The organism is uncultured Aquimarina sp., from assembly GCF_947492965.1.
Taxonomy (GTDB): domain Bacteria; phylum Bacteroidota; class Bacteroidia; order Flavobacteriales; family Flavobacteriaceae; genus Aquimarina.
Genome location: NZ_CANLOZ010000001.1, coordinates 420,710 through 446,201, shown reverse-complemented (window position 1 = coordinate 446,201; position 25,492 = coordinate 420,710). Strand labels below are relative to the sequence as shown.

The following is a 25,492-nucleotide window of genomic DNA, read 5'->3' as shown; positions in this document are numbered from 1 at the left end:
TGTTTTATATGGGATTTTTCGACTTCTTTACTGAAGAAATTGCTATAGATTTAGGTACCGCAAATACCTTAGTTATTCATAACGACAAAGTGGTGGTAGATAGTCCATCCATTGTTGCCAGAGATATCATGTCTGGAAAAATAATCGCCGCTGGAAAAGAAGCCGCGATGATGCAAGGAAAAACACATGAAAACATAAAAACGATAAGACCTCTAAAAGACGGAGTGATCGCAGATTTTGATGCTAGTGAAAAGATGATAAGCATGTTTATTAAAGATATTCCTGCTTTGAAGAAAAAAATCTTCACTCCTGCTCTTAGAATGGTTATCTGTATTCCATCTGGTATTACCGAAGTAGAAATGCGAGCAGTAAAAGAAAGTGCTGAACGTGTAAATGGTAAAGAAGTCTATCTAATCCACGAACCAATGGCAGCTGCCATTGGTATTGGTGTGGATATCATGCAACCTAAAGGAAATATGATTGTAGATATAGGTGGTGGTACTACTGAAATTGCGGTTATTGCATTAGGTGGAATTGTTTGTGACAAATCAGTAAAAATTGCAGGTGATGTATTTACTAACGATATCATCTACTATATGCGAACTCAACATAACTTATATGTCGGAGAACGCACTGCAGAAAAAATAAAAATCCAAATTGGAGCAGCTACAGAAGATTTAGAATTACCTCCAGAGGAAATGAACGTTCAAGGACGTGATCTTCTTACCGGAAAACCAAAACAAGTTCAAATTTCATTTCGTGAAATAGCAAAAGCGTTGGACAAATCAATTCTTAGAATTGAAGATGCTGTAATGGAAACATTATCGCAAACTCCTCCAGAGCTTGCTGCGGATATTTATAACACAGGAATTTATCTTGCTGGTGGAGGTTCCATGCTAAGAGGCTTAGACAAAAGATTATCTCAAAAAACCGATTTGCCTGTTTATATTGCCGAAGACCCGCTTAGAGCAGTGGTAAGAGGAACAGGTATTACCCTAAAAAATATCAATCGTTACAAAAGTGTATTGATTAAATAATATTTTTTTAGAAAAAACAAATTAGAATATACCTAAAAAGTAATTTTTACGTTATTCTGCTTTGATCATTCATACTTGTTTTCATAACGTGGTATGAGCGATTGTTTTTACTATAGATAAAATTTTAGTATCTCGATAACATATGCAGCAAATTATTAATTTTTTAATACGGAATAAGAACTTCTTATTATTCCTGCTGTTATTATTTATATCTCTTGTTCTTACCATTCAATCGCATAGTTATCACAAAAGCAAGTTCATAAGTTCCACGAATTTTCTATCTGGTGGAGTTTATGGATGGAGATACTCTATAAGTAATTATTTTGGGCTAAAAAGCGAAAACGAACGACTATTAGAAGAAAACAAACTATTACGTAATCAATTAAGTTTTTTCACTACAGATACCATTCAGACTAAGTACACCGACACTACTTCCTTTGATAAACCGTATCATTTTATAAAAGGAAATGTTTATAAAAATGACTACAGTAAAATTGATAATTACATCCTTATTAATAAAGGTGAAAAAGATGGGATTGAACCAGATATGGGAGTCATTACCGATAAAGGAATTATAGGAATCGTAGAAAACACTTCTACCAATTATAGTAGAGTTATTTCTATACTAAATAGTAATTCTAGAATTAACGCTGGTCTAAAAAAATCTAATCAATACGGATCATTAGTATGGAATGGTAAAGATCCAAATATTGTGCAATTAGAAACCGTACCAAGACAAGCAGTACTAAAAAAAGGGGACACTATTATTACGAACGGTCGTTCAACCATATTCCCACGTGGAATTGGTATCGGAACGATCCTCAATTATGAATTAGACAAAAACCAAAGTTATTTTCTAATAGATGTTCTGCTATTTAATGACATGACGGACATTGGTTTTGTTTACACTATTAAAAGTAATGATACCGCCGAAGTGAGATTGTTAGAAAACCCTAAAACTAATGAATAATAATATTCCATTATATATAGGTAGATTTATAAGCTTGGTATTTGTTCAGGTTTTCATTCTTAATCATATTAACTTTTGGGGGTACCTCAACCCTTACATATACATTATTTTCATATTACTTTCTCCAATTAATATTAATAAAAGTTTGTTTCTTGTGTTAAGTTTCATTCTGGGAATAACTATTGATTTATTTGGAGATTCTGGAGGTGTACACGCTACCGCTTGCATATCGATAGCATATTTAAGACCTGTTATTCTTAGATCTGTTTTTGGGCTAAGCTACGAATTTCAAACTGTGAAGTTAAGCAAGGTGAATTTTGGACAGCGTTTAGCATATGTTACCCTAATGGTTTTTATACATCATATTATACTTTTTACATTAGAAATATTTAACTTTTCTCATATACTATTAATTGCAAAAAAAACGTTATTTTCTAGTTTATTCTCAATCATTGTAATTATGCTTGTTTTGGTATTGTTTAGAAGAAAAGATTCATGAGAAAACTATTACTTTATTTAATAATCATTACCACCGGTGTTGTTTTTATCGGAAGGTTATTTTATTTGCAAATTTATAATACCTCGTTTGCAGCCTTATCAGAAGATAATGCCATAAAAGTACTCTATGACTACCCTCAAAGAGGTGCTATCTACGACAGAAATGGCAAACTTTTGGTTACCAATCAACCATCTTATGATGTAATGGTAATTCCAAGAGAGCTAAAACCATTTGACACCTTAGAGTTTTGTTCCATACTGAAAATCACTAAAGAAAAGCTCAACAAACAATTAAAAAAAGCTAGAATATATTCGCCTCGAGTTCCCTCTGTTGTTATTCCCCAGCTAACTAAAGACGAATATGCTTACCTACAAGAAAAAATGCGAAAGTTTGATGGTTTTTATATTCAAAAACGTTCTCTTAGAGATTATCATACAGAAAATGCAGCCAATGTTTTGGGATATATAGCCGAGGTAAATGATGGATTAATTAAAAAAGATCCTTATTATCTTTCTGGTGATCTTATTGGAATGCAAGGTGTAGAAAAACAATACGAAAATGAATTAAGAGGAATAAAAGGAATCAAGAGAATTCAAAAAGATCGTTTTAATAGAGATATTGGTCCATATAAAAATGGTAAATACGATACACTTCCAGTTAATGGAAAAGATTTAACCATTACTATAGATGAAGAACTTCAAGCGTATGGTCAAAAATTAATGGTAAATAAACGTGGTGGAATTGTAGCTCTAGATCCTTCAACTGGAGAAATCTTAACCTTAATTACGGCACCGAATTATAAACCAGAATTATTGGTAGGTCGAAAAAGATCCCCTAACTACACGAGATTACATTATGATTCTATTTCGAGACCTTTGTTTGATCGAGGTGTAAAAGGAGAATACCCTCCAGGATCTCCATTTAAAGCAATTACTGCATTAATTGCTTTGCAAGAAGGTGTTGTAGACCAAAGAGAAAGCTTCTTTTGCAGTCATGGCTTTAGATATGGAAAAAAAGCTAAACTTGGTTGCCATGCACACGCGAGTCCACTAAGTATGATACCAGGAATTGCACAATCTTGCAACGCGTATTTTGCCAATGTATACCTTAGAAGCATTAACAAATTTGATACTCCACAAGAAGGCATCGACAATTGGGTAAAACACGTAAAAAGTTTTGGCCTTGGTAATTATCTGGGTAATGACTTGTCTAGTGGTAGCAAAGGACTGGTTCCAAATTCCAATTACTATAACAGAAAATATAATTATCCAAAATATAAGTGGTACTCTACGGCAACTATATCAAACGCAATTGGACAAGGAGAAATTTCGGCAACACCAATACAGCTTGCTAATATGACCGCTGCAATTGCTAACCGAGGATACTTTTACACACCACATATCATTAAAGCTGTTGATGGTCAACCTATAGACATAGAAAACTTTACCAAACCAAAATACACTACTATCGACAAAGAACATTTTGAACCTGTTATAGAAGGAATGCATCAGGTTTATGTTCAGGGTACTGCCAATGCACTTCAAATAAAAGACATAGAAATTTGTGGTAAAACTGGTACCGCTGAAAACTTTACAATTATCAATGGAAAACGCACTCAGCTCACAGATCACTCTGTATTTGTAGCATTTGCTCCAAAAGACAACCCTAAAATCGCTCTTACGGTATTTATAGAAAATGGATACTGGGGATCAAGATATGCAGGTAAGATAGCAAGTTTAATGATAGAAAAATATATCAAAGGAACCATTTCCAGAACGGATTTAGAAGATTGGGTTTTAACTCATAGTCTTGAAGAAGAATATGCAAAGCCTTATAGTGGTGAACCTTTCAAAATTAACCAATAATGAGTAGATCAACTGTCGGTACCATAGATTGGTTAACAGTCTTATTATTTTTACTATTAGTGGGCTTTGGATGGCTTAATATATATTCAGCTTCTTATGGGGATGAACAGTTTTCTATAACCGATCTTTCGAAGCCCTACATCAAACAACTATACTGGATTGGACTTAGCGTTGTAATTATTGTTATTACACAAGCTATTGAAACAAAATTCTATGAACGTTTCGCTGGCTTAATATATGTCATCTCCTTGGTATCACTCTTAGGGTTATTTTTATTCGGTAAGAACGTAAATGGTGCTACTTCTTGGTATTCATTCGGACCTGTAGGATTGCAACCTTCAGAATTTGCAAAAGCCGCCACTGCCTTAGCGATTGCTAAGTTCCTAAGTGATATGCAAACCAATATTAACCGAATAAATCACCAATTAAGAGCATTTCTAATTATTGCTTTACCGGCTTTATTTATAATTCCTCAACCTGATCCAGGAAGTGCATTAGTATACGCTGCTTTTTTCTTTCCGTTATATCGGGAAGGTTTAGCCGCTATGTATCTAATTATTGGAGCCTCTGCAGCCGCACTATTCATATTAACTCTATTATTTTCACCGTTGTGGGTCGTTCTAGGAATTGCTTTAGCAATGACACTTTTATTGATTAAAAATAGAAAGCAAAAACCAAAGTACTCTAGATATCTATTAGCGATCATAGTGATCACTGGGTTCTGCTTTTCTGTTAATTATATTTTCAACAATGTTTTTGAACAAAGACATAGAGATCGTTTCAATATTGTTTTAGGAAAAGAAGTAGACTCCAGAGGTATTGGCTATAATACTAATCAAAGTCAAATTGCCATTGGAAGTGGTGGCTGGGTTGGAAAAGGATGGAAAGAAGGAACCCAAACCAAGGGTGGTTTTGTTCCGGAACAGCATACAGATTATATATTCAGTACAGTGGGAGAAGAATGGGGCTTTCTTGGAGCTACAACAGTGGTTATTTTATTTGTAGGCCTATTGATAAGACTCTTATACCTTGCAGAAAGACAGAAAACACAATTTAGTAGAGTTTACGGATATAGTGTTGTTGGGATTCTATTTATACATTTTGTTATTAATGTAGGTATGGTAACCGGACTACTTCCTACTGTGGGAATTCCATTGCCCTTTTTTAGCTATGGAGGTTCTGGCTTATGGGGGTTTACATTATTACTTTTTATTTTTATCAAACTTGATGCAAATAGGGTTAACGAATGGTAATATTTTCCATTGAAATACAGAAGTTTAAAAAATCTTTACAGTACTTCAGTTAAAACTTCCATCCGTCAATACTAGAAGATTTCTCTAACTTTTCTTCTATATTATCAGGTAATTTTGAAAAAAAATCAATTCCAGTCAATGCTTCAATTTCATCTGTAGTGACAACAAAACTCTGAAGCGATTTATTGGTATCTTTATGAGGAATCAAAAAAGCTATCATCTTTGTGTTTTTGGCTTCTTTATCCAAAATAATTTTATAAAAATAGTCTGGTACTGTAACAGCTTCGTATCCAATTGTTTTAAGATCTTTGGATAAAACACCACCTGTAACTACATATACACCATCATATTTTTTGGCCCAGTAGCGTACTTTTTGCTCTAGTCTATTCCATATCCCAGCATTAAAATCATGATCTTGCGGAGCAATATTAGAGGTAAGAAATGTTTCATTAAAAGCCTTATAGGTAAATCTGCGATCTCCAGCGGGACACAAATGTCCCTTATCAAATCCAGATTTTTTATAATTACGCCAATCAGCAGATGAAGACTTTACTTTAGCATCCATTTCAAAAAATGGTCTTTTGTAATCATTATTCGATAAATGCTCCTTTTTTAGTTCATATGCCACCCATTCTGGTTGCTCATGTGTTTCTGAATAAGATAAAGAATAATTTTGATGAGTTATAATAGCTCCTGTTGTAGAGGTAGGGAGATAAAAAAAACTAAAATCATCATTTCCAACTGCCTTCTCGGTAGTACCATACTCATTAGCATCAATATGTTTTTCAATATAATAAAAGCAAATGGTCACAATTATTACTAAAATTGGATACACAAATTTCCTTTTCAAATCAATCTGTTTTGTTGTTTATTCCTAAAGGACAAAAGTATCAAAACCATCAAACATGATGAAACATTATTAGAACCCTATTCACAGATTCTCTTTCAGTGTTTTGAAACTTTAACATCTTTAAAAACATGTTTTTCTTCAAACGCATCTACAATCAAAATTCTGAAAATCAAATAATTAAACATTTAAAAACATCTAAATCATAAAAAATATGGTTATTACGTTGTTATTTTATGTCATATCCTCATCAATATAATGCCTTAAAATTTCTATTTTACAAAGCTTTTTTATGAGATTAAGAGTTTTTAAATCTTAATACTTTTATAAAAAACTATATAATGGAACATGGGGCACCCAACTTATAGTATATTTAACTAGATAAAGCACACAAAACAAAACATCTTAAGTATTCATGAAAAATAGCATTGAGAAAATAGTAGAAACGGTTCTTATTCAAAATGGAATTGGCAATTACGATAAACAAGATCTTGAACTTCAGCTACAAATTCATCCGAATTACCCTAGTTTCCAATCAATAACTGATACTTTAGATTATTTCGATATTGATAATATTGCGGTAGAAGTTCCGGTACATGCTTTAGATCAACTTCCGGAAAGCTTTATTTCTTTGGTAAAAAAAGATCATGCAGAAGAAATTGTTGCTGTCATTAACAAAAATGGAGCTATTCAACTAAAGCATACTGACCTTGACAAAAAGAAGTTTTCTTATGAAGAATTTAAAGAAATTTGGGTTCCAAAGGTAATCGCTGTTGAGCATAGCACCGGAAATAGATCTCTTTTTTCTAAGGAGTCTTTGATTCAGAACGTACTTTTTGGAGCACTTTTAATAGGAGCTGGTATATCTTTGTTCTACCAACCATTAAATGTTTACCAAATATTTTTCCTACTATTATCCATAACTGGAGCTGTTTTTGGTCTTTTTGCTGTTAGAGAAAGCTTAGGTATTCAATCCAACACTATGCACCAATTTTGTACTTCGGTAGGAAACTCTAATTGTGGAGATGTTATTAACAATAACACTGGTAAGTTATTAAAGAATTTTTCTTTAGCAGATGCTAGTATTACTTTTTTTGGAATACTTACTATTTATCAACTATTCTATGGTTTTAATAGCACTCTATTAATACCAACTATAGCTGGAATTCCTTTTATCGTTTACTCACTATACTCACAAGCTTTTGTTATAAAAAAATGGTGTGCTATATGTATAGCTATTAGTGTAATTTCTATAGGACTAACTGCAATTTCGCTTTTTAGTCTTCCTTTTACTTTTTCTATAACTTCCATTGCTGGTTTTATAATGATTTCAGCACTAACCGTATTAGCTTATATGTATGTGAAAGAAAATATGGTTCAAAATAAAGACTATAAAAATGAAAATGTAAAACTAAATCACTTTAAAAGAGATCGTCAAATTTTTGATCATTTGTTAAGTATATCAGAAAAAATCGAGGACAATAGCACCATCGCTAATGAAATCATTCTTGGTAATCCAAACGCAACGTTTAAAATTATCAGTGTTACCAATCCCATGTGTGGTTATTGCAAGGGTGCTTTTGAAGCATACACTAGAGTTTTACGAACTATGAGCGATCAATTGCAGGTGGTAATTAGATTAAAAGTCGCTTTAAACGACCTTAACAATCAGGCTACCCAAGTTAGTTTACGTCTTATGGAAATATATCAAAATGATGGTTCTGATAGTTTTATAAAAGCATACACAGAGTGGTTTAACGACAGAACCTTCAGCAAATGGATAAAAGAATATGGAACGCCAAAAAATAATAAAATACATATAGAAACCTTACAAAATCAATCTAATTGGGCAGAGAAAAATAATTTGTTTTACACTCCTGCATCATTAATGAACACTTCTATCTATCCTAAAAAGTACAGCTACGATGAATTCTTTCATTTTACAAGCATGATGATAGAGAACCAACAGGAACAAGATTATGATGTAGAAAACCAACCTATAGAAGCATAATAATGTTATAATTGGGGCTAATTATAATGTTATTTTATCTTTTCTAGATACATAGAAAAGAACATTTTTTGTAAAAGACGTATGTAAATACTCTTTTTCTTCACACACTCACTCAGACATATCCCCGAATGTCTTAAAACTTTCGGGGAATATTTATAAACTCTTAAACCTTTAAAAAATTATGAAACAGATTAAAGAATTGAAAGGAGCAAAAACATTATCCAAATCCCAACAGAAAGATGTACATGGGGGAATTTTAGTTTTTACTAAACCAGGTAACACTAGAAGAAGATGTAACCCTGCTCTTAGTTGTTGTTATCATAACGGCACCACATGGGTACAAGGACCTCCTTGCTTCTAAAAAACAATTTTTATTAATTGTAGTTTACAAAAAAAGGGTTAACACAGCAGTTAACCCTTTTCGTTTTTTTAAGACTCTAATTTTATTATTAGCTATCCTTTTACATCCAACGCATCTCGCAGTGCATTACCCATAAGCATAAAAGCCATAACTAGACTCATAATACCAAGACCTGGAATAATTGCTAAATACGCTTTTCCTAATATAATATAAGAGTAATGATCTTTTATCATTGCTCCCCAACTTGCCATTGGAGGTTGTGCTCCGATTCCCAGAAAGCTCAATCCACTTTCTATTAAGATAGCTCCTGCAAAATTAGCTGCAGAAATGACGATTACTGGAGCTAAACTATTAGGAAGTATATGCTTTATAATAATTCTACCATGTGTATATCCTAACGCTTTGGCAGCTGTAACATATTGCATCTGTTTAATACTTAAAACCTGACCTCTTACTACTCTAGCTACCTCAACCCACATGGTCAATCCTACAGCTATAAAAACCTGCCAGAATCCTTTACCCAAAGCTAAGGTAATCGCGATAACCAATAACAACGTGGGAATAGACCAAGTAACATTAATCAGCCACATAATAAATACATCTACTTTACCACCAAAATAACCCGCTAGAGCCCCAAGAGTAATCCCCAGAAGCAAAGAGATAAGCACAGCTACAAAACCAATAGAAAACGATATACGAATCCCTATAAGCATCCTACTTAACATATCCCTTCCATACTTATCAGTTCCCAATATAAAAGTTCTATCTTCTATAAATTGATTTTCTATTTCTTCAATATTTAATTCCTTTGGAAAACTAGATAATGCTATATTCTTAGAAACCCCTATAAGTTCCCCCTCTGTATAGGGAATTACATCTATTACCTTATTATTAAAACTATAGGATTCTATGGGAATCTCAGTATCCATATTTTTTGTTCCAAAGAAAATCTTACTCAGGAAAGATTGGTCTGATACTACTTGCGAAGGAATAGTGATCATCTTAACCGAAAAACCTGGACCTTTCGAATGAATAGACAAATGCATCTGATTCGCATTTTTAGAACTGTCAGGAGCAAGCATGTACGCTAGAATTGCAACTAATGCACATACTACGATAAACCAAAAACTCAAAACGCCCCAAAAATTTTCACTAAATCTTTGGAGCGCTAGTTGTGTTAATGAATTTGATTTTGTCTCTTGCATTAAAGCATGTTAGTTCTTTAGCGTAAGTGGGTTTTTAGATCTTCTAATATTATTAATTTTCATATCCTCCAAAACACTTAATGCTTCTTCTACATACACATCTTTGCTAAGACTCTTATGCCATCTATTTCTTTTTTCTTCTAAAATTGAATCCTTTTTCATTAATTCCTTTTCATAAGGCAGGGATTCAAAAGTTAAATTTGTTTTATAATCATTTAAGCGATCAAAACGTTTAGCTTGTTTTTCATTAAGCTCTATATTCGCTTTGTATTTATTATAATTAAGAGAATACTCATTTACATCTCTTTTTTCTCTTACCCATTTAGCATTTTCATCTATCAATTTAAGTTGCTCATTGGTAGCCATACGAGCCTTACTTTTATTTATAGTTTGGTCAAAATCAATATAACCATCCCATAGATTATAATCGGCAGCTGGAATTTTATCCCAAGGAAGTGGATTTTCTTGATCTTTCTCACCAATATCGATATAACTATAACGATCCGGAACAACTACATCGCTCTTTACTCCTTCTAATTGTGTAGATCCTCCGTTTACTCGATAAAATTTCTGGGTTGTTAATTTAAGAGCTCCTAAATCCCCAAAGTCATTACTTCTCATCCATCTGTTAAGATCCATTACATTTTGTACCGTACCTTTACCGTATGTCTGTTTACTTCCTATAATGATTGCTCTTTTATAATCTTGCATAGCAGCTGCTAAGATTTCGGAAGCAGAAGCTGATAATTCATTTACTAAAATTACTAAAGGTCCATCCCATAAGATATTACGATCTTTATCACTTAATACTTCAGGTGTTTCTCCTTTTGTTCTTACCTGTACAATAGGTCCTTTATCAATGAAAAGACCCGCTATATCCACAACAGTTTGTAACGATCCTCCACCATTATCTCTAAGGTCTATCACCAGGCCTTCCATGTCTTGTTGTTTCAAACGTATAATTTCCTGCTTTACATCCTTCGCAGCATTACGTTGATTATAATCTTGCATATTAAAATAGAATTTTGGTAAATTTATAATTCCAAAATTCTTTCCATTTTTCTTTACTACAGAAGACTTAGCGTATGTTTCTTCTAATTCAACAACGTCTCTAACAATCTCAACGTTTTCTATTGTTCCGTCAACCTTCTTAACAGTCAGCATTACTTTAGTCCCTTTTGGTCCCTTTATTAAACTTACTGCATCATCAAGTCGCATCCCTACAATACTTACTGGCTCTACTTCATCTTCTTGCTTTACTTTCATGATAAAATCACCAACTTCTACTTTATTTCCTCTCCAAGCTGGTCCTCCAGAAATAATCTCGATAATCTTTACGTTATCATTTTTCTTTTGTAATCTAGCACCAATACCCTCTAATTTACCGGACATTGCGATATCAAATCTATCTTTATCCTGTGGAGCGAAATAAAATGTATGAGGATCAAATTCTTCAACTATAGAATTTATGTAGATAGAAAACCAATCCTTACGCTCTAAATCATCAGCAAACTCAAAATATTCTTTTAGCGAAGTCTTCGTAATCTCTCGTGATTCTTCTTCTAAAACAACAGCAGATTTTCTCTTGTAGTCTTTATTTTTGGTAATAGAATCTATTTGTTCATCTACTTTATCATAATAACTGGACAATGCATTAAATTTTAATTGCAATCTCCAACGATTTTTCATCTCCTCTCTATCTTTAGCGTATGATAACTTTTCATAATCTGTATTAATAGACTCCTCGATTTCAAAATTAAAAGGATGATCCAAGATATCCTTGTATAAGGTTCTTGCTTCTTCCATTCTAGTTTGTAGTCTTTGATAGGTCATATTAAAGAATTCAATTTCTTTATCTCTAATCTGATCATCAATTAAAGTTTCAAACTCTTTAAATTCTTCAATATCTCTTTGATAGAAATATCGCTTTAATGGATCTAAAGCGTCTATATAATCAACAAAAACATTTCTGGAGAAATCATCATTAATATCCTTTGCGTCATAATGACCTTTGCTTAATACATAACTTATAAGATCAATTAGTATTCGATCTTTGTCAGGGTCATTGTTGTCTACTTTTGTTGTAAAACTGCAAGAGGCAGCTGAAACGATTACGGTAAGCATCAATACCAAAAAACTCTTTTTCATACGCTCATTTTTAATTTAGGGGTGTTCTTGGCAAATTACATTAAAAATCGTGCCAATAAGAGGTAATATTACTAAATTTTTCTTAAAAGAACTAATTATATATACTCCTGATTTAGAATTATATATTTAGAATAAAAAAAATGTATTTTTACCAGAGAAAAAAACAACCGCATGTCACAAGGAAAACCGTTAATTCTAGTTACGAATGATGACGGGATTACAGCCCCAGGAATTAGAATGTTAATTAACATAATGAACGAAATCGGAGATGTATATGTCGTTGCTCCAGATAGCCCGCAAAGTGCCATGGGACATGCTATTACGATAAACAATACTCTATATTGCGATCCTATTACCGTGGATAAAAATGCTCCTCAAAAAGAATATAGCTGTTCAGGTACTCCTGTGGATTGTGTGAAAATGGCAACTAGACAGATTTTAAAACGAAAGCCGGATCTTTGTGTAAGTGGAATTAATCATGGTTCTAACTCGGCTATTAATGTAATTTATTCTGGTACTATGAGTGCTGCTGTGGAAGCAGGAATAGAAGGAATACCCGCCATCGGATTTTCGTTATTAGATTATAGCATGGAAGCTGATTTTGAACCTGCAAGAAAATACGTGAAAACAATTGTTGAAAATGTACTTCAAAATGGTCTTCCCAAAGGCATAGTACTTAATGTAAATATCCCGAAATTAAGCAAAGAAGAAATTAGAGGAATAAAAATTTGCAGACAAGCAAATGCACACTGGGTTGAAGAGTTTGACAAAAGAACTAATCCAATGGGCAAAGATTACTACTGGCTTTCTGGAAAATTTATCAATGAAGATAAAGGCGAAGATACAGACGAATGGGCATTACAAAACGGTTATGTATCTATCGTACCTACACAATTCGATCTTACTGCTCATCATTATATTCAAGAATTAAACAACTGGTCATTACATGATTAAAAAAGAAATTATAATCGGCTTTATTACCGGAATTATTGCAAACACTGTTGGGATCGCTTTATATATTTTATTGTTTTCGGAATTAAGTATTACTGAAACGTTAAAAGCAGCTCAACAAAATAACTTTTTGGGAAGTTTAATCGCTTTAGGAGCGATTCTTAATCTCATAGTTTTCTTTTTATTTTTAAAACAGAACAAACCTTACAGAGCCCGAGGTGTTCTATTAGCTACCTTAGTAGCCGCAGTAGGAATTGCTATCAGCAAATTTGGTTAACACACTTTGAACGTATCTTAAAAGATGAAATATTATCTTATTGCAGGAGAAGCATCTGGCGACTTACATGGAGCCAACCTAATGAAATCTATTCTTAAAGAGGATCCCAACGCCGAAATCAGGTTTTGGGGAGGAGATTTAATGCAATCAGTTGGAGGTACTATGGTACTTCATTATAAAGAAAGAGCCTTTATGGGCTTTTTAGAAGTTATTTTGAATCTATTTAAAATTTTAGGATTCATAAAACAGTGTAAAAAAGATATCGAAGCATACAATCCAGACGCACTCATTTTAATTGACAATTCTGGCTTTAATCTACGAATTGCAGAATGGGCAAAACCGAAAGGATATACTACTCATTATTACATAAGTCCTCAAGTATGGGCATCTAGAGCAGGAAGAGTAAAAACTATAAAGGCAAGCGTAGATTATATGTACGTAATATTACCTTTTGTAAAAGATTTTTACAAAAAATATGACTATGATGTAAATTTTGTAGGACATCCCCTTATCGATGCCATAGCCGATCACAAACAGGTAATGCCAGATGATTTTAAGAAAGAATATCAACTAGATGACCGACCAATAATAGCTATATTACCCGGAAGTAGAAAACAAGAAATTCGCAAAATGCTTGAGGTAATGCTCAGTGTTGTCGATGATTTTTCTGAATATCAATTCGTCATTGCAGGAGCTCCAAGTCAAGATGAAGAATTCTATGAGCCTTTTATAAAAAAAGAAGGAGTTCATCTTATTATGAATAGGACCTATGACATTCTAAGTTTAAGTACTGCAGCTTTAGTAACTTCAGGAACAGCAACCTTAGAAACTGCTTTATTTAAGGTTCCGCAAGTAGTATGCTATAAAGGAAATGCAATTTCCTATCATATAGCCAAGAGAATTATCAACCTTGATTATATTTCTTTGGTAAATCTTATCATGGATAAGCCTGTGGTTACCGAATTAATACAAGGGGATTTTAATACAAAAAAACTTAAAGAAGAACTTACGATTATATTAGATGACTACAAAAGAGCTGTGATGTTTTTAGAGTATTATGATCTAGAAAAGAAATTAGGCGGAAAAGGAGCCAGTGACAAAACGGCTAATTTAATTGTAGAAAAAACAAAATAAACAAGATATCCCAAAATGAAAAAGCTATTGTATCTGCTTGTTGTACTAGGTATTACACTCTCTTCTTGTGGTGGTGCTAAAAAGAAAAGTACAGTTTCAAGAAAATCGACGAAGACTTCTAAAAAAAGTACTCGAGCTAATGCTAATAGCAAAAAAATAAAAAGCATAATTGACTATGCAAAGACTTTTGAAGGTACAAGATATAAATATGGTGGTACTACCAAAAGGGGTATGGACTGTTCTGGTTTGGTATATACTTCGTTTAAGAAAGAAGAAGTTGTACTCCCTAGAACTTCCAGAGCCATGGCCACACAAGGCGTTAAAGTATCCTTGAAAAATGTAGCAATTGGAGATCTATTGTTTTTTAAAACCAATAAAAACAAAAGTAGCATTAATCATGTAGGGTTGGTAGTAAAAACAGGAAAACAAATACAGTTCATTCATGCTTCAACCTCTAAAGGAGTTACAATATCGAGTTTAGATGAACGTTATTGGAATAATTGTTTTGCTGGAGTTAGAAGGATCTTATAGCTTTTTCACTTTATTTTATTTATTTTTTATTTCCTTCTTTCTAAATTCCCCTAATTTATCATAAATTAGTATACTAAAACTCATTAAACCAATGGAATACTCATTAGATCCTCTAGAAGTAAAAAAAGTTATTGATGCTAAAGTAAATGGACAGGAATATGATGAAGATCAATTTATCTATTACCATCTAAATAGAAATCTTTTTAATGTAAAAAAAGAAATTACTTCTCTAACACACTACATGGGTAATAAATTTAGAGATAATAAAGGTTATATTTGGGAAGAAGCACCTAGGTTTAAAAATTGGTTTCATACACCAAAATCCAGATATTTCGGAAGTTTGGTTGGTATGAAACCGTATAGCAGAAAATTTTTACGTTTAGATAAAGAAAGTGGGATCGGAGGAGAATATGAAATGATAATTCGTCACGATGGTAAAAGAATTGACGCCTTAACTCACGAAGGTTATCAGGAAACGTATAATTTTGGCCCAACGGCTAATTCTAGCCTTCACATCTTACTGGATGTGGATCCGCACGGACCTCACCCAGACTATACCGTTAAAATAGATACAGGAAAAGTAACGATTAAAGACAAAAAGACTGAACTTTCAGGAACTACAAGACGAAGAAATCGAATTAGAAAGTAGCTTACATTATAATTTTTAGAAATTGACACCTATTTGATGAACAAAATAGGTAATAACAGGTAACAACTACTCTTTTCAACACACGATTAATTATAGGCTCATAATACCTATACATTAATCTGTTAGTAGTGAAAAAGTTACTTAATGTTCCTTTTGTAATTTTAACCATTTCTCTGGTTCTTGGAATTATCTTAGGATACTATATTTCAATATCTCTTAGACTAGTAATCATACTTCAAACTGCAAGTATAACTGGTTTAGTTATTTCTTGGTGGTACGCAAACAAGATATTCCGCAGTACTATCCACTTCAGTGGTTTAGTTATAATCACGTTCTTCTTTTTTGGTATAACATTAGTAGAATTATATCATCCAAAAAATGACCCGTTTTACTTTACAAATCGGTTAAATAACTCAGAACGACAAGTCCCATTTGAGTTTTTAGTAAAAAAAAGGCTAAAATCAACTTCATTTTATGACAAATATATCATCAGTCTTACTTCATTAGAAAACAATAAAGTTACAGGAGATGTACTACTTAGGCTACCAAACAAAAGCCTAAAAACTAAGTTAATTGCCGGCACATCATATCTTACATATGCACCACTTAAACCAATACCAAAACCCTCTAACCCAAACCAATTTAACTATGCTACTTATATGGGCTACGAATATGTGTTTTACCAAACTACTATTGACTTTAAAAATCTAATTCTTACTGATAAAACTAAATTTAGTCTATATCGTGTTGCTGATATCATTAGAACCGATATTCTTAAAAATCTATCCAAACATACTTTTACCAGAAAACAATTAGCAATTATAAATGCTCTTATTCTAGGACAAAAACAGGACATTGATATAGACACGTTTAAAGATTATCAAAACGCTGGAGCTACCCATATACTAGCCGTATCAGGGTTGCATGTTGGAATATTATTAATACTCCTAAACTTTTTACTTAAACCTTTAGATTACATCTTTAAAAAAAGTCGAGAACTTAAAATAGTTCTTATCATTATCAGCTTATGGAGTTTTGCATTAATTGCCGGTTTATCACCATCTATACTTAGAGCAGCAACCATGTTTTCCTTTGTAACCATTGGCACGTACTTTCGTTCTAAAACCAGTATTTATAATGCGTTGATAATATCAATATTTATATTACTAACTATAGACCCACTACTAACATTTTCAGTTGGGTTTCAATTAAGTTATGTAGCCGTTTTTTCTATAATATGGATGCAACCTCATCTTGTAAAAAGATACAAGCCTAGATTTTACATTGATAAGATTTTATGGGAAACTTTAACTGTTACTATCACAGCACAAATAGGTTTACTACCCTTATTATTATTCTATTTTCATCAATTCCCACTATTATTCATCATATCAAACCTTATTATCATCCCTATTTTGGGTATTATTCTTGGTTTAGGGATCTTAGTGATTTTATTAGCAGAGATCCATTTACTTACCGATTGGATAGTCATGGTCTATGGTAACCTTATAGACTTCATAAATACCATTGTTTATTGGGTAGCTTCGCAAAAAGCATTTATTATAAAAGACATCTCTTTTTCTGGGAGAATGCTCATCTCAGGATATCTTTTGATAATCTTATTTATCCAGACTATAAAGAACTATCATATAAAAAAACTATTCGCCCTATCTCTTCTGCTCGTACTATTTTTATCCGTATTAGCTTATGAAAAAAGTATATCTCTTAATACAGAAGAACTTATTGTTTTTCATAATCACAGAAATACAATTATAGGAGTGTCTGAAAATCAACAACTAAAAATATTTTCTAAGGATTCTATTACGGACACAACAATAGATTTTCTAATCAAAGGCCACGTGGTAGCGAATAACTTCAAACTCTTAACTCCTCAAACACTTCATAATATCTATACCTATAAAAACAAACGTATTTTTATTATTGATGAGAATGGAATATATGATTTACCCAACTTTAAAGCAGACATCATTTTATTAATCAATTCACCAAAAATTCATTTAGAGAAGGTAATAGAACAAATACATCCTGAGCAGATTATTGCTGATGGTAGTAATTATAGGAGTTATATAAACCTATGGGAACGCACTTGTTTGAAACAAAAAATCCCTTTTCATCGTACTGACAAAAAGGGAGCATATATACTAAAATAACTAAATTAAATTTCGTTTTTATTGACCGAGGTATTGGTTGCCGCTAACAATTCTTCTACCGGCATTTCCATTACTTCCTTTACAATTTTATGAAGATCTGGAATCACTGTTCTTGCTAATTTTGTTGGACTATTAAAAAGAATTGTTATCCCTAAGTCTTCTTGAGGAAATAAAGCGATTTCGCTTCTGTAACTATTCACATGACCTCCATGATGAATCATACGAGTAGACTCTCCAGTTTTCTTATCTTTAAAATCATGGATACGCCATCCGTGAGCATATTGTGACTCTTTATGTCCTTTCCATTTCTGATAGTACTTACTCTTTCCTGGAAGGTTTATAACAGGATTGAACACATTTTTTAAACCTTGAGCACTCATTACTCCTGGATTATGACCCAACAAGAAACGCATCCACTTTGCCATATCAGCAACACTAGCATTCACTCCTCCTGCAGGTATCGCGTTATAATATTTTTTGTTCAATTTTAAAGATCTCCAACGTCTACCATACTTTCTATGAGGCATCGCAACATTAGTAGCTGTCTGTAACGAATGGTAATCCGTAGATGCACTATTCATTTGTAAAGGGTTAAAAATCTTTTCTGCTATAGCATCTCCATAAGACTTGCCACTTACCTTTTCGATCATTGAACCACTTAGAGCGAATACTGCGTTCTGATAACTATAAATCTTTCCTGGTTTATCAATAGTAGGAATACTTTTAAATTGACCAGCAATTGTGCTCAAATCTATTCCATCTTCCACCAAATTTGTAAAACTATGATATGGCAATCCAGAAGAGTGTGATAGGATATGAGACAATGTCACACTATCCGACCATTTTTTATTTGCCAACTCAAAGTTAGACACATAATCATGTACTTTATCATCCCAATTTAATAAACCTTCTTCTACATATATTCCAGACAAAACCCCTGCAAAACCTTTGGAAACAGAACCAATTCTAAAAATTGTTTCAGGATCAACTTTGTCATTTAAAGACGCATTTTTCTTTCCGAAACCTTCTAGATATATCACAGAATCACATTTTACAATACTTACTCCTGCTCCGATAATTTTATTTTGTTGCAATGCCTTATTAAAATATTGCTCTACAGCTTTAGCTAGTAGCTCCTTTTGCTTATCCGAAATTGGGTTTTTGAAAAAGTCAACTGAAGCTAACTTCGGCTTCACTGGTGTAGGTAATTTTGGAGTTTCTATTTTGTTGGCAGAAACAAGGGGAAAAAGTAATGCTATTAATAACAACATTGAGGGGGCAATGATGAAACGTTTTTTCATAATAGGTTAAGCTCAAGTTAAGAATATCAAAATCAAGAAAACGGGGATGATTTTTAATAATTCTAATAACGATTTGGTTTATTAAATATTTTAAATTTGATCAAATATAACGATTATATGCAAATATCATCGTTGAAATACCATTTTTTGTGTTTTTTAACATTTTTTAATGGTTCGATACAAATTTTACCAACCTATTTGTAGGACAATACTTTCTTTTTTAGAAAAAGCAGCCCAAAATTCATCAAACTAGTTTAATATCTTCTTTGAAGAGCATATGAATATACTCTGCATGGACTTCTATATTATGCTTATTTTCCAAACAATGGAAGAGTAGATGAATCAGTCCATAATCCCCAAGACAATCTCGATACTCATCCTGCTCTTTATTTTTTACCCATAAAATGAAACTACATAGATGTCCAATTTCTCCTATTTTCTCCGGTTTCTTCAAACATGCTTTAAACTTATCCAAATCCATACGAGCATACTCATTATACTTTTGCTTACAAAAGTTATAATCAAACGTATGCTTATAAGATCTAAGCTTTCTATTTTGTATTTCATACTTAATACCACTCATATAGTACTATTATTGTTTAATAGGTATTGATGTTATGCATATTTGAATTTTAAGTATATTTCTGTAATACAAGCAAAATACACTCCACAAATTGTGTTTTTAAGATTCTTTTAATGAAGTTTAACGAATCTCTATAATTTGGAATAATTCCAATACAAAGATACAAAATTTGGAATAATTCCAATAATTGTTTTCCCTTAAAGTTTCTAAGGATACACCTTTTTTAATGCGCAAAAAACCCTGTTACCAATTCGTAACAGGGCTCTAATCAGGTATATATAAACAGCCTATAGTTTCTTTATAACTGAAACTGAAATTTCTATTCCAGAAGTATTTAGTTCTCTTAAATAAGAAGGTAAAATATCTGTACTATTATTACCAAAAGACTTAGCATCGAGTTCTAGCTGTCTGTATCTAATTCCTGGTTCTAAAAAAAACTTATCAGACAATTTTAATCGAAGTCTGGCATCCAAGTGAAAACCAAGACCTGGTTTATATTCAATTGGGTCTCCAGAAACATCATTCTGGGTAATCTTTAATTTACCAGGAAGGCTATAATTTCCACCAGCACCAATTACTAAACCGTGTAAAGTATTGTCTGATAATTTAAAAAGTTTATGAACTCCAAAAGTGAAAAATGTACGATTAAAAGTAACTGAACTCTTGTTAGAGCCTCCTGTTCCACTTTGTAGCTGAAGAGCTAAATTATATTGAAATCCTAGCGTCCCATAACCATACAGCCCTTTGAACATATGATACTCTGCACCAACTTCTAATCCCATTCCTCCTCCAGGACTATAGGCCAAGCTTCCTCCATTATAGTCAACAGAATCATAATTAAATCCGATACTACCGTTTAGTCTTCCAATTACATTTACTTCTTGAGCAAAGCCCAGATTAAAAAAGGCAAAAACAGCTATTAAACTGAATAAGTTTTTCTTCATTCTTTACGTATTTGAAATTATTATTAATTAGTGTCAAACTTATTCGTTTTGTTACCTTATTCATCCGTATTAATTCCAACATGCTTTATATTCCTCATTAAATCAAACGATTATAAAAAAACCCTTTTATCTTATCGACAAAAGGGTTAATCTTATATGTATATTTAATTTATTTTAGTTGCTAAAGGTACTCACAAATGATTGTTCATATTTTTGCCATGCATCTGCACTTGTTAGGTTTTTATAGTCATCATTGTGAATCATTTTTAGATAAATCTCTAATTGTTTTGGTGTTTTATAGCCAACAACTGGTGCTATTAAATTGCCTTTTTCATCAAAAAACACAATACTAGGATATCCACTAATCTTCAGCGCATTTGCAAAGAAATGCTGACTATTTCTACCTTTTCTATTTGGATTGTGATTAGGATTGGTATAGGTAAAATCGTTATATCTGATTTCTTCGGTTCCTTCGCCATTAAACTTAACTGCATAGTAGTTAGCATTTACATAATCCACCACATCTTTATTATGAAAAGTTTTTTTATCCAACAACTTACAAGGGCCACACCAATCGGTATATACATCCATAAAGATTTTCTTTGGAGTTTGCTTCTGCGCTTCTAGTGCCTCATTCATTGACATCCATTTAATTTCCTGTGCTTGGACAGAAAAAATGAACATACATCCAATTAGAAAAAGTAGGTTTTTCATATGTTTAAAATTTGGTTTTACATATTAGTCGGAACAAAAACTATTCCTTATTAAAAACTTTACCCGTTTTGGGTAACGGGTAAAGTAGTATTTTAGTGTTAACGAATACCATGCATCATTCGTAATAATGTTTTGTTTAATATTAACATAACAACTCCAGCGCCTGCAGGAATTACAGTAAACATTAGGAAAAATACACTCATTCCATATTCTTCTACAATAGGATCTATAAAACTACCAGTAACACCAGCCATTGTATTTGCAATAAAATTAGCTACAAACCAAATTCCAAACATCAATCCTACGAACTTAACTGGAGCTAACTTACTTACATAAGATAATCCAACAGGAGAAATACATAATTCTCCTAATGTATGGAACAAATATGCTAAAATCAAGAATACCATACTAACCGAAGCTGTTTTAGCTCCTAATGGTATTCCCATAGAACCAAATGCCAATATCCCAAAACCTAATCCTAAAAGTATCAATCCGATCGCAAACTTCACTGGTCCAGTAGGATTATATTTACTTTGCCAAATTTTAGAAAATAAAGGTGCAAATGCTATGATAAAGAATGAATTTAGGATACCAAACCAAGAAGCTGGCACATCTGCAGAATCCGCAACAAACTCTCTTTGTAACATCCAAATTACAATACCCCAAATAATCGCAAATCCAACTCCTAATAAAATGTTGGACAGTGAATATTTTCCAAAAGTTTGTTTAAATAATAACATTAATACCCATGTAATAATTAACATCGGAACTACTGTTAACACCGCATTAGATATTTTAAAAATCATTGCCCCATTTCCTTCCAACACCCTATCGGTATAATCCGAAGCAAATATCGTCATAGAACCTCCAGCTTGTTCAAAAGCCCACCAGAAAAATATGACAAAGAAAGAGAAGACTCCAATCACTATTAATCGATCTCTAGTTACCTTTGACTCTTTAGATTCCTCAATAACATCTTCAATTACATCTTGTGCATCTTCTATTGAATCTTCAATAACATCGTCCAACTCTTCTCTCTTCTTGGGAGAAATACCAATGCTTGCAAATATTCCTTGTGCAAAATAAAACTGCAACATTCCTACCAACATGAAGATACCTGCAAGACCAAAACCATAATGCCATCCGACTTTCTCACCAATATATCCACATAATAATATTCCTAAAAATGCTCCCGCATTGATCCCCATATAAAAGATCGTATATCCTGCATCTTTTTCTTTTCCTTGCGTTTTATACAATTGACCAACCATAGAAGAAATATTCGGTTTAAAAAGCCCATTACCAATAATCAAAAGTCCCAATCCTGCATAAAAGAAAGCGTCTGCTGTAACTTCTAGCGCCATGGACGCATGACCTAAAGTCATTAATAATGCTCCTAAAATAACAGCGTTTCTATACCCTGTAATTTTATCCGCTATCAGCCCACCTAAAATTGGAGTGATGTAAACCAATCCCGTATACCATCCATACAACAATAGAGCACTATCTCGCTCCCATCCCCAACCTCCATCTACGATAGAAGCTACCAGAAATAAAACAAGTAAAGCTCGCATTCCATAATAAGAAAAGCGCTCCCACATCTCAGTAAAGAAGAGAACAAAAAGCCCTGAAGGATGTCCTAAAACGGTTCTTTGGTTTATCTCTGAACCTCCAAATTTAAATTCCATATTGTATTATTAAGTTAGTAAAATTTATAAGTTGTTTAGTTATTATAAGTTCGTTTTAATAAAATTGGTCATCTTATTGTATAGATGTAATCTTGTGTTACCTCCATAGATACCATGATTCTTATCTGGGTATATTGCCCATTCAAAATCTTTATTTTTTTGTACTAATGCTTCGATCAAACGCATGGTATTTTGTACATGAACATTATCATCTGCACTACCATGTACTAATAAAAATTTACCTTTTAACCCATCTACAAAATTAATTGGAGAGTTATCATCATATCCTTTTGCATTCTCCTGTGGAGTCATCAAATATCGTTCCGTATAAATGGTATCATAAAATCTCCAACTAGTCACGGGAGCGACAGCAATAGCCATTTTAAATGTATCCGGAGCTTTAAACAAACAGTTACTAGACATAAAACCGCCATAGCTCCATCCCCAGATACCAATCCTAGAAGCATCTACATAAGGCAATGCTCCTAGCTGCTTAGCAACGGCTATTTGATCTTGCACTTCTAAATTTCCTAAATCATTCTGAGTAACCTTCTTAAATTTTGCACCTTTTAATCCAGTTCCTCTTCCATCTACACAAACAATCATATATCCTTGTTGCGCTAACATCATATACCAGTAATCATTACTTCTATTCCAAACATTGCTCACCGATTGTGATCCTGGTCCAGAATATTGGTACATAAGAACAGGATATTTCTTTTTGGGATCAAAATCCTTTGGCTTAATGGTCCACATATTCAATGTTTCTCCATTAATTTCTATCGTAGAGAATTCTTTTGGTCTCACATCGTACTGAGCCAGTTTATCTTTTAGTCCCTGATTATTTTTAATCTCACGAATTACATCACCGGTAGTAGCATTGTTTAATGTAAATTCGAAAGGGGTTTCCGAATTAGAAAAGTAATTAATGTACTGGCTAAAGTCTGCACTAAAATCTGCATCGTTTGTTCCTTCCTTTTTACTCAGTCTCTTCTTATTTTTACCGTCTAATCCAATAGAATAAATATCTCTGTTGATATTTTTATTCTCTACACTTTGATAAAAAATGGTCTTATTCGCTGCGTCATAACCATAGTAATCGGTAACTTCCCATGAACCAGTGGTTACTTGATTAATGAGCTCTCCAGTTTCTTTATAATGATAGATATGGTTATATCCATCTTTCTCGCTTGTCCAGATAAAACTATTATCTTCTAAAAATGTAAGATTATCGGTAATATCAATATATGCCTCATCCTTTTCATTTAAAACCACTTTTGGTGTTTTTGTTTTGGCATCTACAAAAATTAAATCCAGATTATTTTGATGTCTATTTAAAACTTGAACACTCAAAATATCTGGATTTGTAGACCATTTAATTCTTGGAATATAGAAATCTTTATAATCTCCAAGATTAATCTTATCCAAAGACATAGTTCCTAAATCTGCTATATGCAAAGAAACTTTCGCATTCTTTTCTCCAGCTTTCGGATATTTAAAAACATCTTGTTTTTGGTATAAGGCAGTACCGTATACATCCATCGAAAATTCTGGAACTTCCTTTTCGTCAAATCGTATAAAAGCAACTTTATTACTATCTGCACTCCAATCAAAAGCTCTTACGAAAGCAAATTCTTCTTCATAAACCCAATCAGTAATTCCGTTGATAATTTCATTTTTCTTTCCATCGTCTGTAAGCTGGATCTCTTCTCCTGTTACAAAATTTAAAACATAAATATTGTTATCTAACACATATGCCAGCTTGTTTCCATCAGGAGACAAAGCAGGAGATTGTATTTTTTTATCACTTATTTTGAAACTACTGTTTGAAGGAACATCAAAAATATGATAAATACCTCTCGAAGAACGGCGATAAATTTGCTCTAATTCACTTGCCAATAATATTCTTTTTTCGTCTTTGCTGAACTCATAGCTCTGAAAAAATTGAAGATCATCGATATTCGAAGATTTGATAATTGTATTCGCCTTCTCTCCTGTCGCATAATCATATACTTCTATCGAAGTACTTCCATTTTCTGTATCACTTTCTAACACCGAATACTCTTTTCCATTATTCATAGAGTGTAGCGATTGCAATCGTTCTGTTCTAAAGGCGCCTCCCCATATTTCTTCTAGCGTAAATGCTTTATTTTGGGCAACAGTTGTAAAACTGACACATAATAGGAATCCTAAAAACAACTGGGTAATCTTCATACTTTTTTGTAAAATTTGTTAACGTCAAGAATACTAAAAAATCCGTGAAAAATACAACAATTGACGTTAAATACAATAAAACGACATTCGATAATCGAATATTTATTAGCATATCATCAATAAATCCAAGGGAATTGAA

The 25,492-nt window shown here is 32.7% G+C and carries 22 protein-coding genes; 13 read left to right on the top strand and 9 right to left on the bottom strand.

Translation table 11 applies throughout. The features are described from left to right. The first annotated feature begins 8 nt into the window (after positions 1-8). From Q1B37_RS01875 to rodA, 5 genes are all read left to right on the top strand, one after another. Positions 9-1,037, top strand: coding sequence for a rod shape-determining protein (locus tag Q1B37_RS01875; RefSeq protein ID WP_027393894.1), 1,029 nt, complete (start codon positions 9-11; stop codon positions 1,035-1,037). 142 nt (positions 1,038-1,179) lie between these two features. Next, positions 1,180-2,007 carry a rod shape-determining protein MreC gene (gene mreC / locus Q1B37_RS01870; protein ID WP_299894809.1) on the top strand — a complete coding sequence of 276 codons (828 nt, stop codon included), beginning with the start codon at positions 1,180-1,182 and terminating at the stop codon, positions 2,005-2,007. After that, positions 2,000-2,506, top strand: coding sequence for a rod shape-determining protein MreD (locus tag Q1B37_RS01865; protein ID WP_299894806.1), 507 nt, complete (start codon positions 2,000-2,002; stop codon positions 2,504-2,506). Before mreC ends, Q1B37_RS01865 begins: the two co-directional genes overlap by 8 nt. Then, on the top strand, positions 2,503-4,371 hold the full coding sequence (mrdA, locus tag Q1B37_RS01860) for a penicillin-binding protein 2 (RefSeq protein WP_299894803.1): 1,869 nt from the start codon (positions 2,503-2,505) through the stop codon (positions 4,369-4,371). Before Q1B37_RS01865 ends, mrdA begins: the two co-directional genes overlap by 4 nt. Next, positions 4,371-5,624 carry a rod shape-determining protein RodA gene (gene rodA / locus Q1B37_RS01855; protein WP_299894800.1) on the top strand — a complete coding sequence of 418 codons (1,254 nt, stop codon included), beginning with the start codon at positions 4,371-4,373 and terminating at the stop codon, positions 5,622-5,624. Before mrdA ends, rodA begins: the two co-directional genes overlap by 1 nt. 49 nt (positions 5,625-5,673) lie before the next feature. Here the strand turns inward: rodA and Q1B37_RS01850 are convergent, their stop codons facing one another. Next, positions 5,674-6,474 carry a DNA/RNA non-specific endonuclease gene (locus Q1B37_RS01850; protein WP_299894797.1) on the bottom strand — a complete coding sequence of 267 codons (801 nt, stop codon included), beginning with the start codon at positions 6,472-6,474 and terminating at the stop codon, positions 5,674-5,676. A gap of 412 nt (positions 6,475-6,886) precedes the next feature. Between Q1B37_RS01850 and Q1B37_RS01845 the strand changes: the two genes are divergently transcribed. Then, the gene (locus tag Q1B37_RS01845) at positions 6,887-8,482 is read left to right on the top strand and encodes a vitamin K epoxide reductase family protein (RefSeq protein ID WP_299894794.1); all 1,596 of its coding nucleotides are present in this window, start codon (positions 6,887-6,889) and stop codon (positions 8,480-8,482) included. Between the two features lie 181 nt (positions 8,483-8,663). Next, positions 8,664-8,843 carry a hypothetical protein gene (locus Q1B37_RS01840; RefSeq protein ID WP_299894791.1) on the top strand — a complete coding sequence of 60 codons (180 nt, stop codon included), beginning with the start codon at positions 8,664-8,666 and terminating at the stop codon, positions 8,841-8,843. 92 nt (positions 8,844-8,935) lie between these two features. Here the strand turns inward: Q1B37_RS01840 and Q1B37_RS01835 are convergent, their stop codons facing one another. After that, positions 8,936-10,048, bottom strand: coding sequence for an ABC transporter permease (locus Q1B37_RS01835; protein WP_299894788.1), 1,113 nt, complete (start codon positions 10,046-10,048; stop codon positions 8,936-8,938). A gap of 9 nt (positions 10,049-10,057) precedes the next feature. Further along, complete coding sequence (locus Q1B37_RS01830) at positions 10,058-12,196, bottom strand: carboxy terminal-processing peptidase (protein WP_299603755.1); 2,139 nt, start codon at positions 12,194-12,196, stop codon at positions 10,058-10,060. Between the two features lie 171 nt (positions 12,197-12,367). Here Q1B37_RS01830 and surE point away from each other — a divergent pair, with 171 nt between their 5' ends. The 6 genes from surE (at position 12,368) to Q1B37_RS01800 (ending at position 17,909) form a co-directional block, all read left to right on the top strand. After that, on the top strand, positions 12,368-13,150 hold the full coding sequence (gene surE / locus Q1B37_RS01825; protein ID WP_299894785.1) for a 5'/3'-nucleotidase SurE: 783 nt from the start codon (positions 12,368-12,370) through the stop codon (positions 13,148-13,150). After that, positions 13,143-13,424 (top strand): hypothetical protein, encoded by a 282-nt coding sequence (locus Q1B37_RS01820; protein WP_299603761.1) that lies wholly within the window; start codon positions 13,143-13,145, stop codon positions 13,422-13,424. The genes surE and Q1B37_RS01820 overlap by 8 nt, the downstream gene beginning before the upstream one ends. A 24-nt stretch (positions 13,425-13,448) precedes the next feature. Next, positions 13,449-14,558, top strand: a complete 1,110-nt coding sequence (lpxB, locus tag Q1B37_RS01815; RefSeq protein WP_299603764.1) for a lipid-A-disaccharide synthase — start codon at positions 13,449-13,451, stop codon at positions 14,556-14,558. A 15-nt stretch (positions 14,559-14,573) separates the two neighbouring features. Then, positions 14,574-15,089, top strand: coding sequence for a C40 family peptidase (locus Q1B37_RS01810; RefSeq protein WP_299894782.1), 516 nt, complete (start codon positions 14,574-14,576; stop codon positions 15,087-15,089). Positions 15,090-15,180: 91 nt separating this feature from the next. Further along, positions 15,181-15,738 carry a hypothetical protein gene (locus Q1B37_RS01805; RefSeq protein ID WP_299603770.1) on the top strand — a complete coding sequence of 186 codons (558 nt, stop codon included), beginning with the start codon at positions 15,181-15,183 and terminating at the stop codon, positions 15,736-15,738. Positions 15,739-15,866: 128 nt separating this feature from the next. Then, positions 15,867-17,909: a ComEC/Rec2 family competence protein gene (locus Q1B37_RS01800; protein ID WP_299894780.1), complete on the top strand. Its 2,043-nt coding sequence runs from the start codon at positions 15,867-15,869 to the stop codon at positions 17,907-17,909. Positions 17,910-17,914: 5 nt separating this feature from the next. Here Q1B37_RS01800 and Q1B37_RS01795 read toward each other — a convergent pair whose 3' ends face one another. The 6 genes from Q1B37_RS01795 to Q1B37_RS01770 form a co-directional block, all read right to left on the bottom strand. Beyond that, positions 17,915-19,210 (bottom strand): serine hydrolase, encoded by a 1,296-nt coding sequence (locus tag Q1B37_RS01795; protein WP_299894777.1) that lies wholly within the window; start codon positions 19,208-19,210, stop codon positions 17,915-17,917. A 244-nt stretch (positions 19,211-19,454) separates the two neighbouring features. Further along, positions 19,455-19,793 (bottom strand): hypothetical protein, encoded by a 339-nt coding sequence (locus Q1B37_RS01790; RefSeq protein ID WP_299603778.1) that lies wholly within the window; start codon positions 19,791-19,793, stop codon positions 19,455-19,457. 287 nt (positions 19,794-20,080) lie between these two features. Continuing rightward, the gene (locus Q1B37_RS01785; RefSeq protein WP_299894774.1) at positions 20,081-20,737 is read right to left on the bottom strand and encodes a hypothetical protein; all 657 of its coding nucleotides are present in this window, start codon (positions 20,735-20,737) and stop codon (positions 20,081-20,083) included. Positions 20,738-20,911: 174 nt separating this feature from the next. After that, a complete protein-coding gene (locus tag Q1B37_RS01780; protein ID WP_299894771.1) occupies positions 20,912-21,451 on the bottom strand; it encodes a thioredoxin family protein in 540 nt (179 codons plus the stop codon). Positions 21,452-21,549: 98 nt separating this feature from the next. Then, positions 21,550-23,139 carry a peptide MFS transporter gene (locus tag Q1B37_RS01775; RefSeq protein WP_299894768.1) on the bottom strand — a complete coding sequence of 530 codons (1,590 nt, stop codon included), beginning with the start codon at positions 23,137-23,139 and terminating at the stop codon, positions 21,550-21,552. Between the two features lie 42 nt (positions 23,140-23,181). Continuing rightward, entirely contained in the window at positions 23,182-25,353 is a 2,172-nt protein-coding gene (locus tag Q1B37_RS01770) for a S9 family peptidase (protein WP_299894765.1), read from the bottom strand. Positions 25,354-25,492 lie beyond the last annotated feature (139 nt).

Bases quoted from the DNA above. Each gene is read 5' to 3' on its own strand.
- Q1B37_RS01805 (WP_299603770.1), top strand. From the start codon at position 15,181: ATGGAATACTCATTAGATCCTCTAGAAGTAAAAAAAGTTATTGATGCT.
- mrdA (WP_299894803.1), top strand. From the start codon at position 2,503: ATGAGAAAACTATTACTTTATTTAATAATCATTACCACCGGTGTTGTT.
- Q1B37_RS01790 (WP_299603778.1), bottom strand. From the start codon at position 19,793: ATGAGTGGTATTAAGTATGAAATACAAAATAGAAAGCTTAGATCTTAT.
- lpxB (WP_299603764.1), top strand. From the start codon at position 13,449: ATGAAATATTATCTTATTGCAGGAGAAGCATCTGGCGACTTACATGGA.
- Q1B37_RS01845 (WP_299894794.1), top strand. From the start codon at position 6,887: ATGAAAAATAGCATTGAGAAAATAGTAGAAACGGTTCTTATTCAAAAT.
- Q1B37_RS01865 (WP_299894806.1), top strand. From the start codon at position 2,000: ATGAATAATAATATTCCATTATATATAGGTAGATTTATAAGCTTGGTA.
- mreC (WP_299894809.1), top strand. From the start codon at position 1,180: ATGCAGCAAATTATTAATTTTTTAATACGGAATAAGAACTTCTTATTA.
- surE (WP_299894785.1), top strand. From the start codon at position 12,368: ATGTCACAAGGAAAACCGTTAATTCTAGTTACGAATGATGACGGGATT.
- Q1B37_RS01830 (WP_299603755.1), bottom strand. From the start codon at position 12,196: ATGAAAAAGAGTTTTTTGGTATTGATGCTTACCGTAATCGTTTCAGCT.
- Q1B37_RS01840 (WP_299894791.1), top strand. From the start codon at position 8,664: ATGAAACAGATTAAAGAATTGAAAGGAGCAAAAACATTATCCAAATCC.
- Q1B37_RS01770 (WP_299894765.1), bottom strand. From the start codon at position 25,353: ATGAAGATTACCCAGTTGTTTTTAGGATTCCTATTATGTGTCAGTTTT.
- rodA (WP_299894800.1), top strand. From the start codon at position 4,371: ATGAGTAGATCAACTGTCGGTACCATAGATTGGTTAACAGTCTTATTA.
- Q1B37_RS01820 (WP_299603761.1), top strand. From the start codon at position 13,143: ATGATTAAAAAAGAAATTATAATCGGCTTTATTACCGGAATTATTGCA.
- Q1B37_RS01835 (WP_299894788.1), bottom strand. From the start codon at position 10,048: ATGCAAGAGACAAAATCAAATTCATTAACACAACTAGCGCTCCAAAGA.
- Q1B37_RS01780 (WP_299894771.1), bottom strand. From the start codon at position 21,451: ATGAAAAACCTACTTTTTCTAATTGGATGTATGTTCATTTTTTCTGTC.
- Q1B37_RS01795 (WP_299894777.1), bottom strand. From the start codon at position 19,210: ATGAAAAAACGTTTCATCATTGCCCCCTCAATGTTGTTATTAATAGCA.
- Q1B37_RS01875 (WP_027393894.1), top strand. From the start codon at position 9: ATGGGATTTTTCGACTTCTTTACTGAAGAAATTGCTATAGATTTAGGT.
- Q1B37_RS01775 (WP_299894768.1), bottom strand. From the start codon at position 23,139: ATGGAATTTAAATTTGGAGGTTCAGAGATAAACCAAAGAACCGTTTTA.
- Q1B37_RS01785 (WP_299894774.1), bottom strand. From the start codon at position 20,737: ATGAAGAAAAACTTATTCAGTTTAATAGCTGTTTTTGCCTTTTTTAAT.
- Q1B37_RS01810 (WP_299894782.1), top strand. From the start codon at position 14,574: ATGAAAAAGCTATTGTATCTGCTTGTTGTACTAGGTATTACACTCTCT.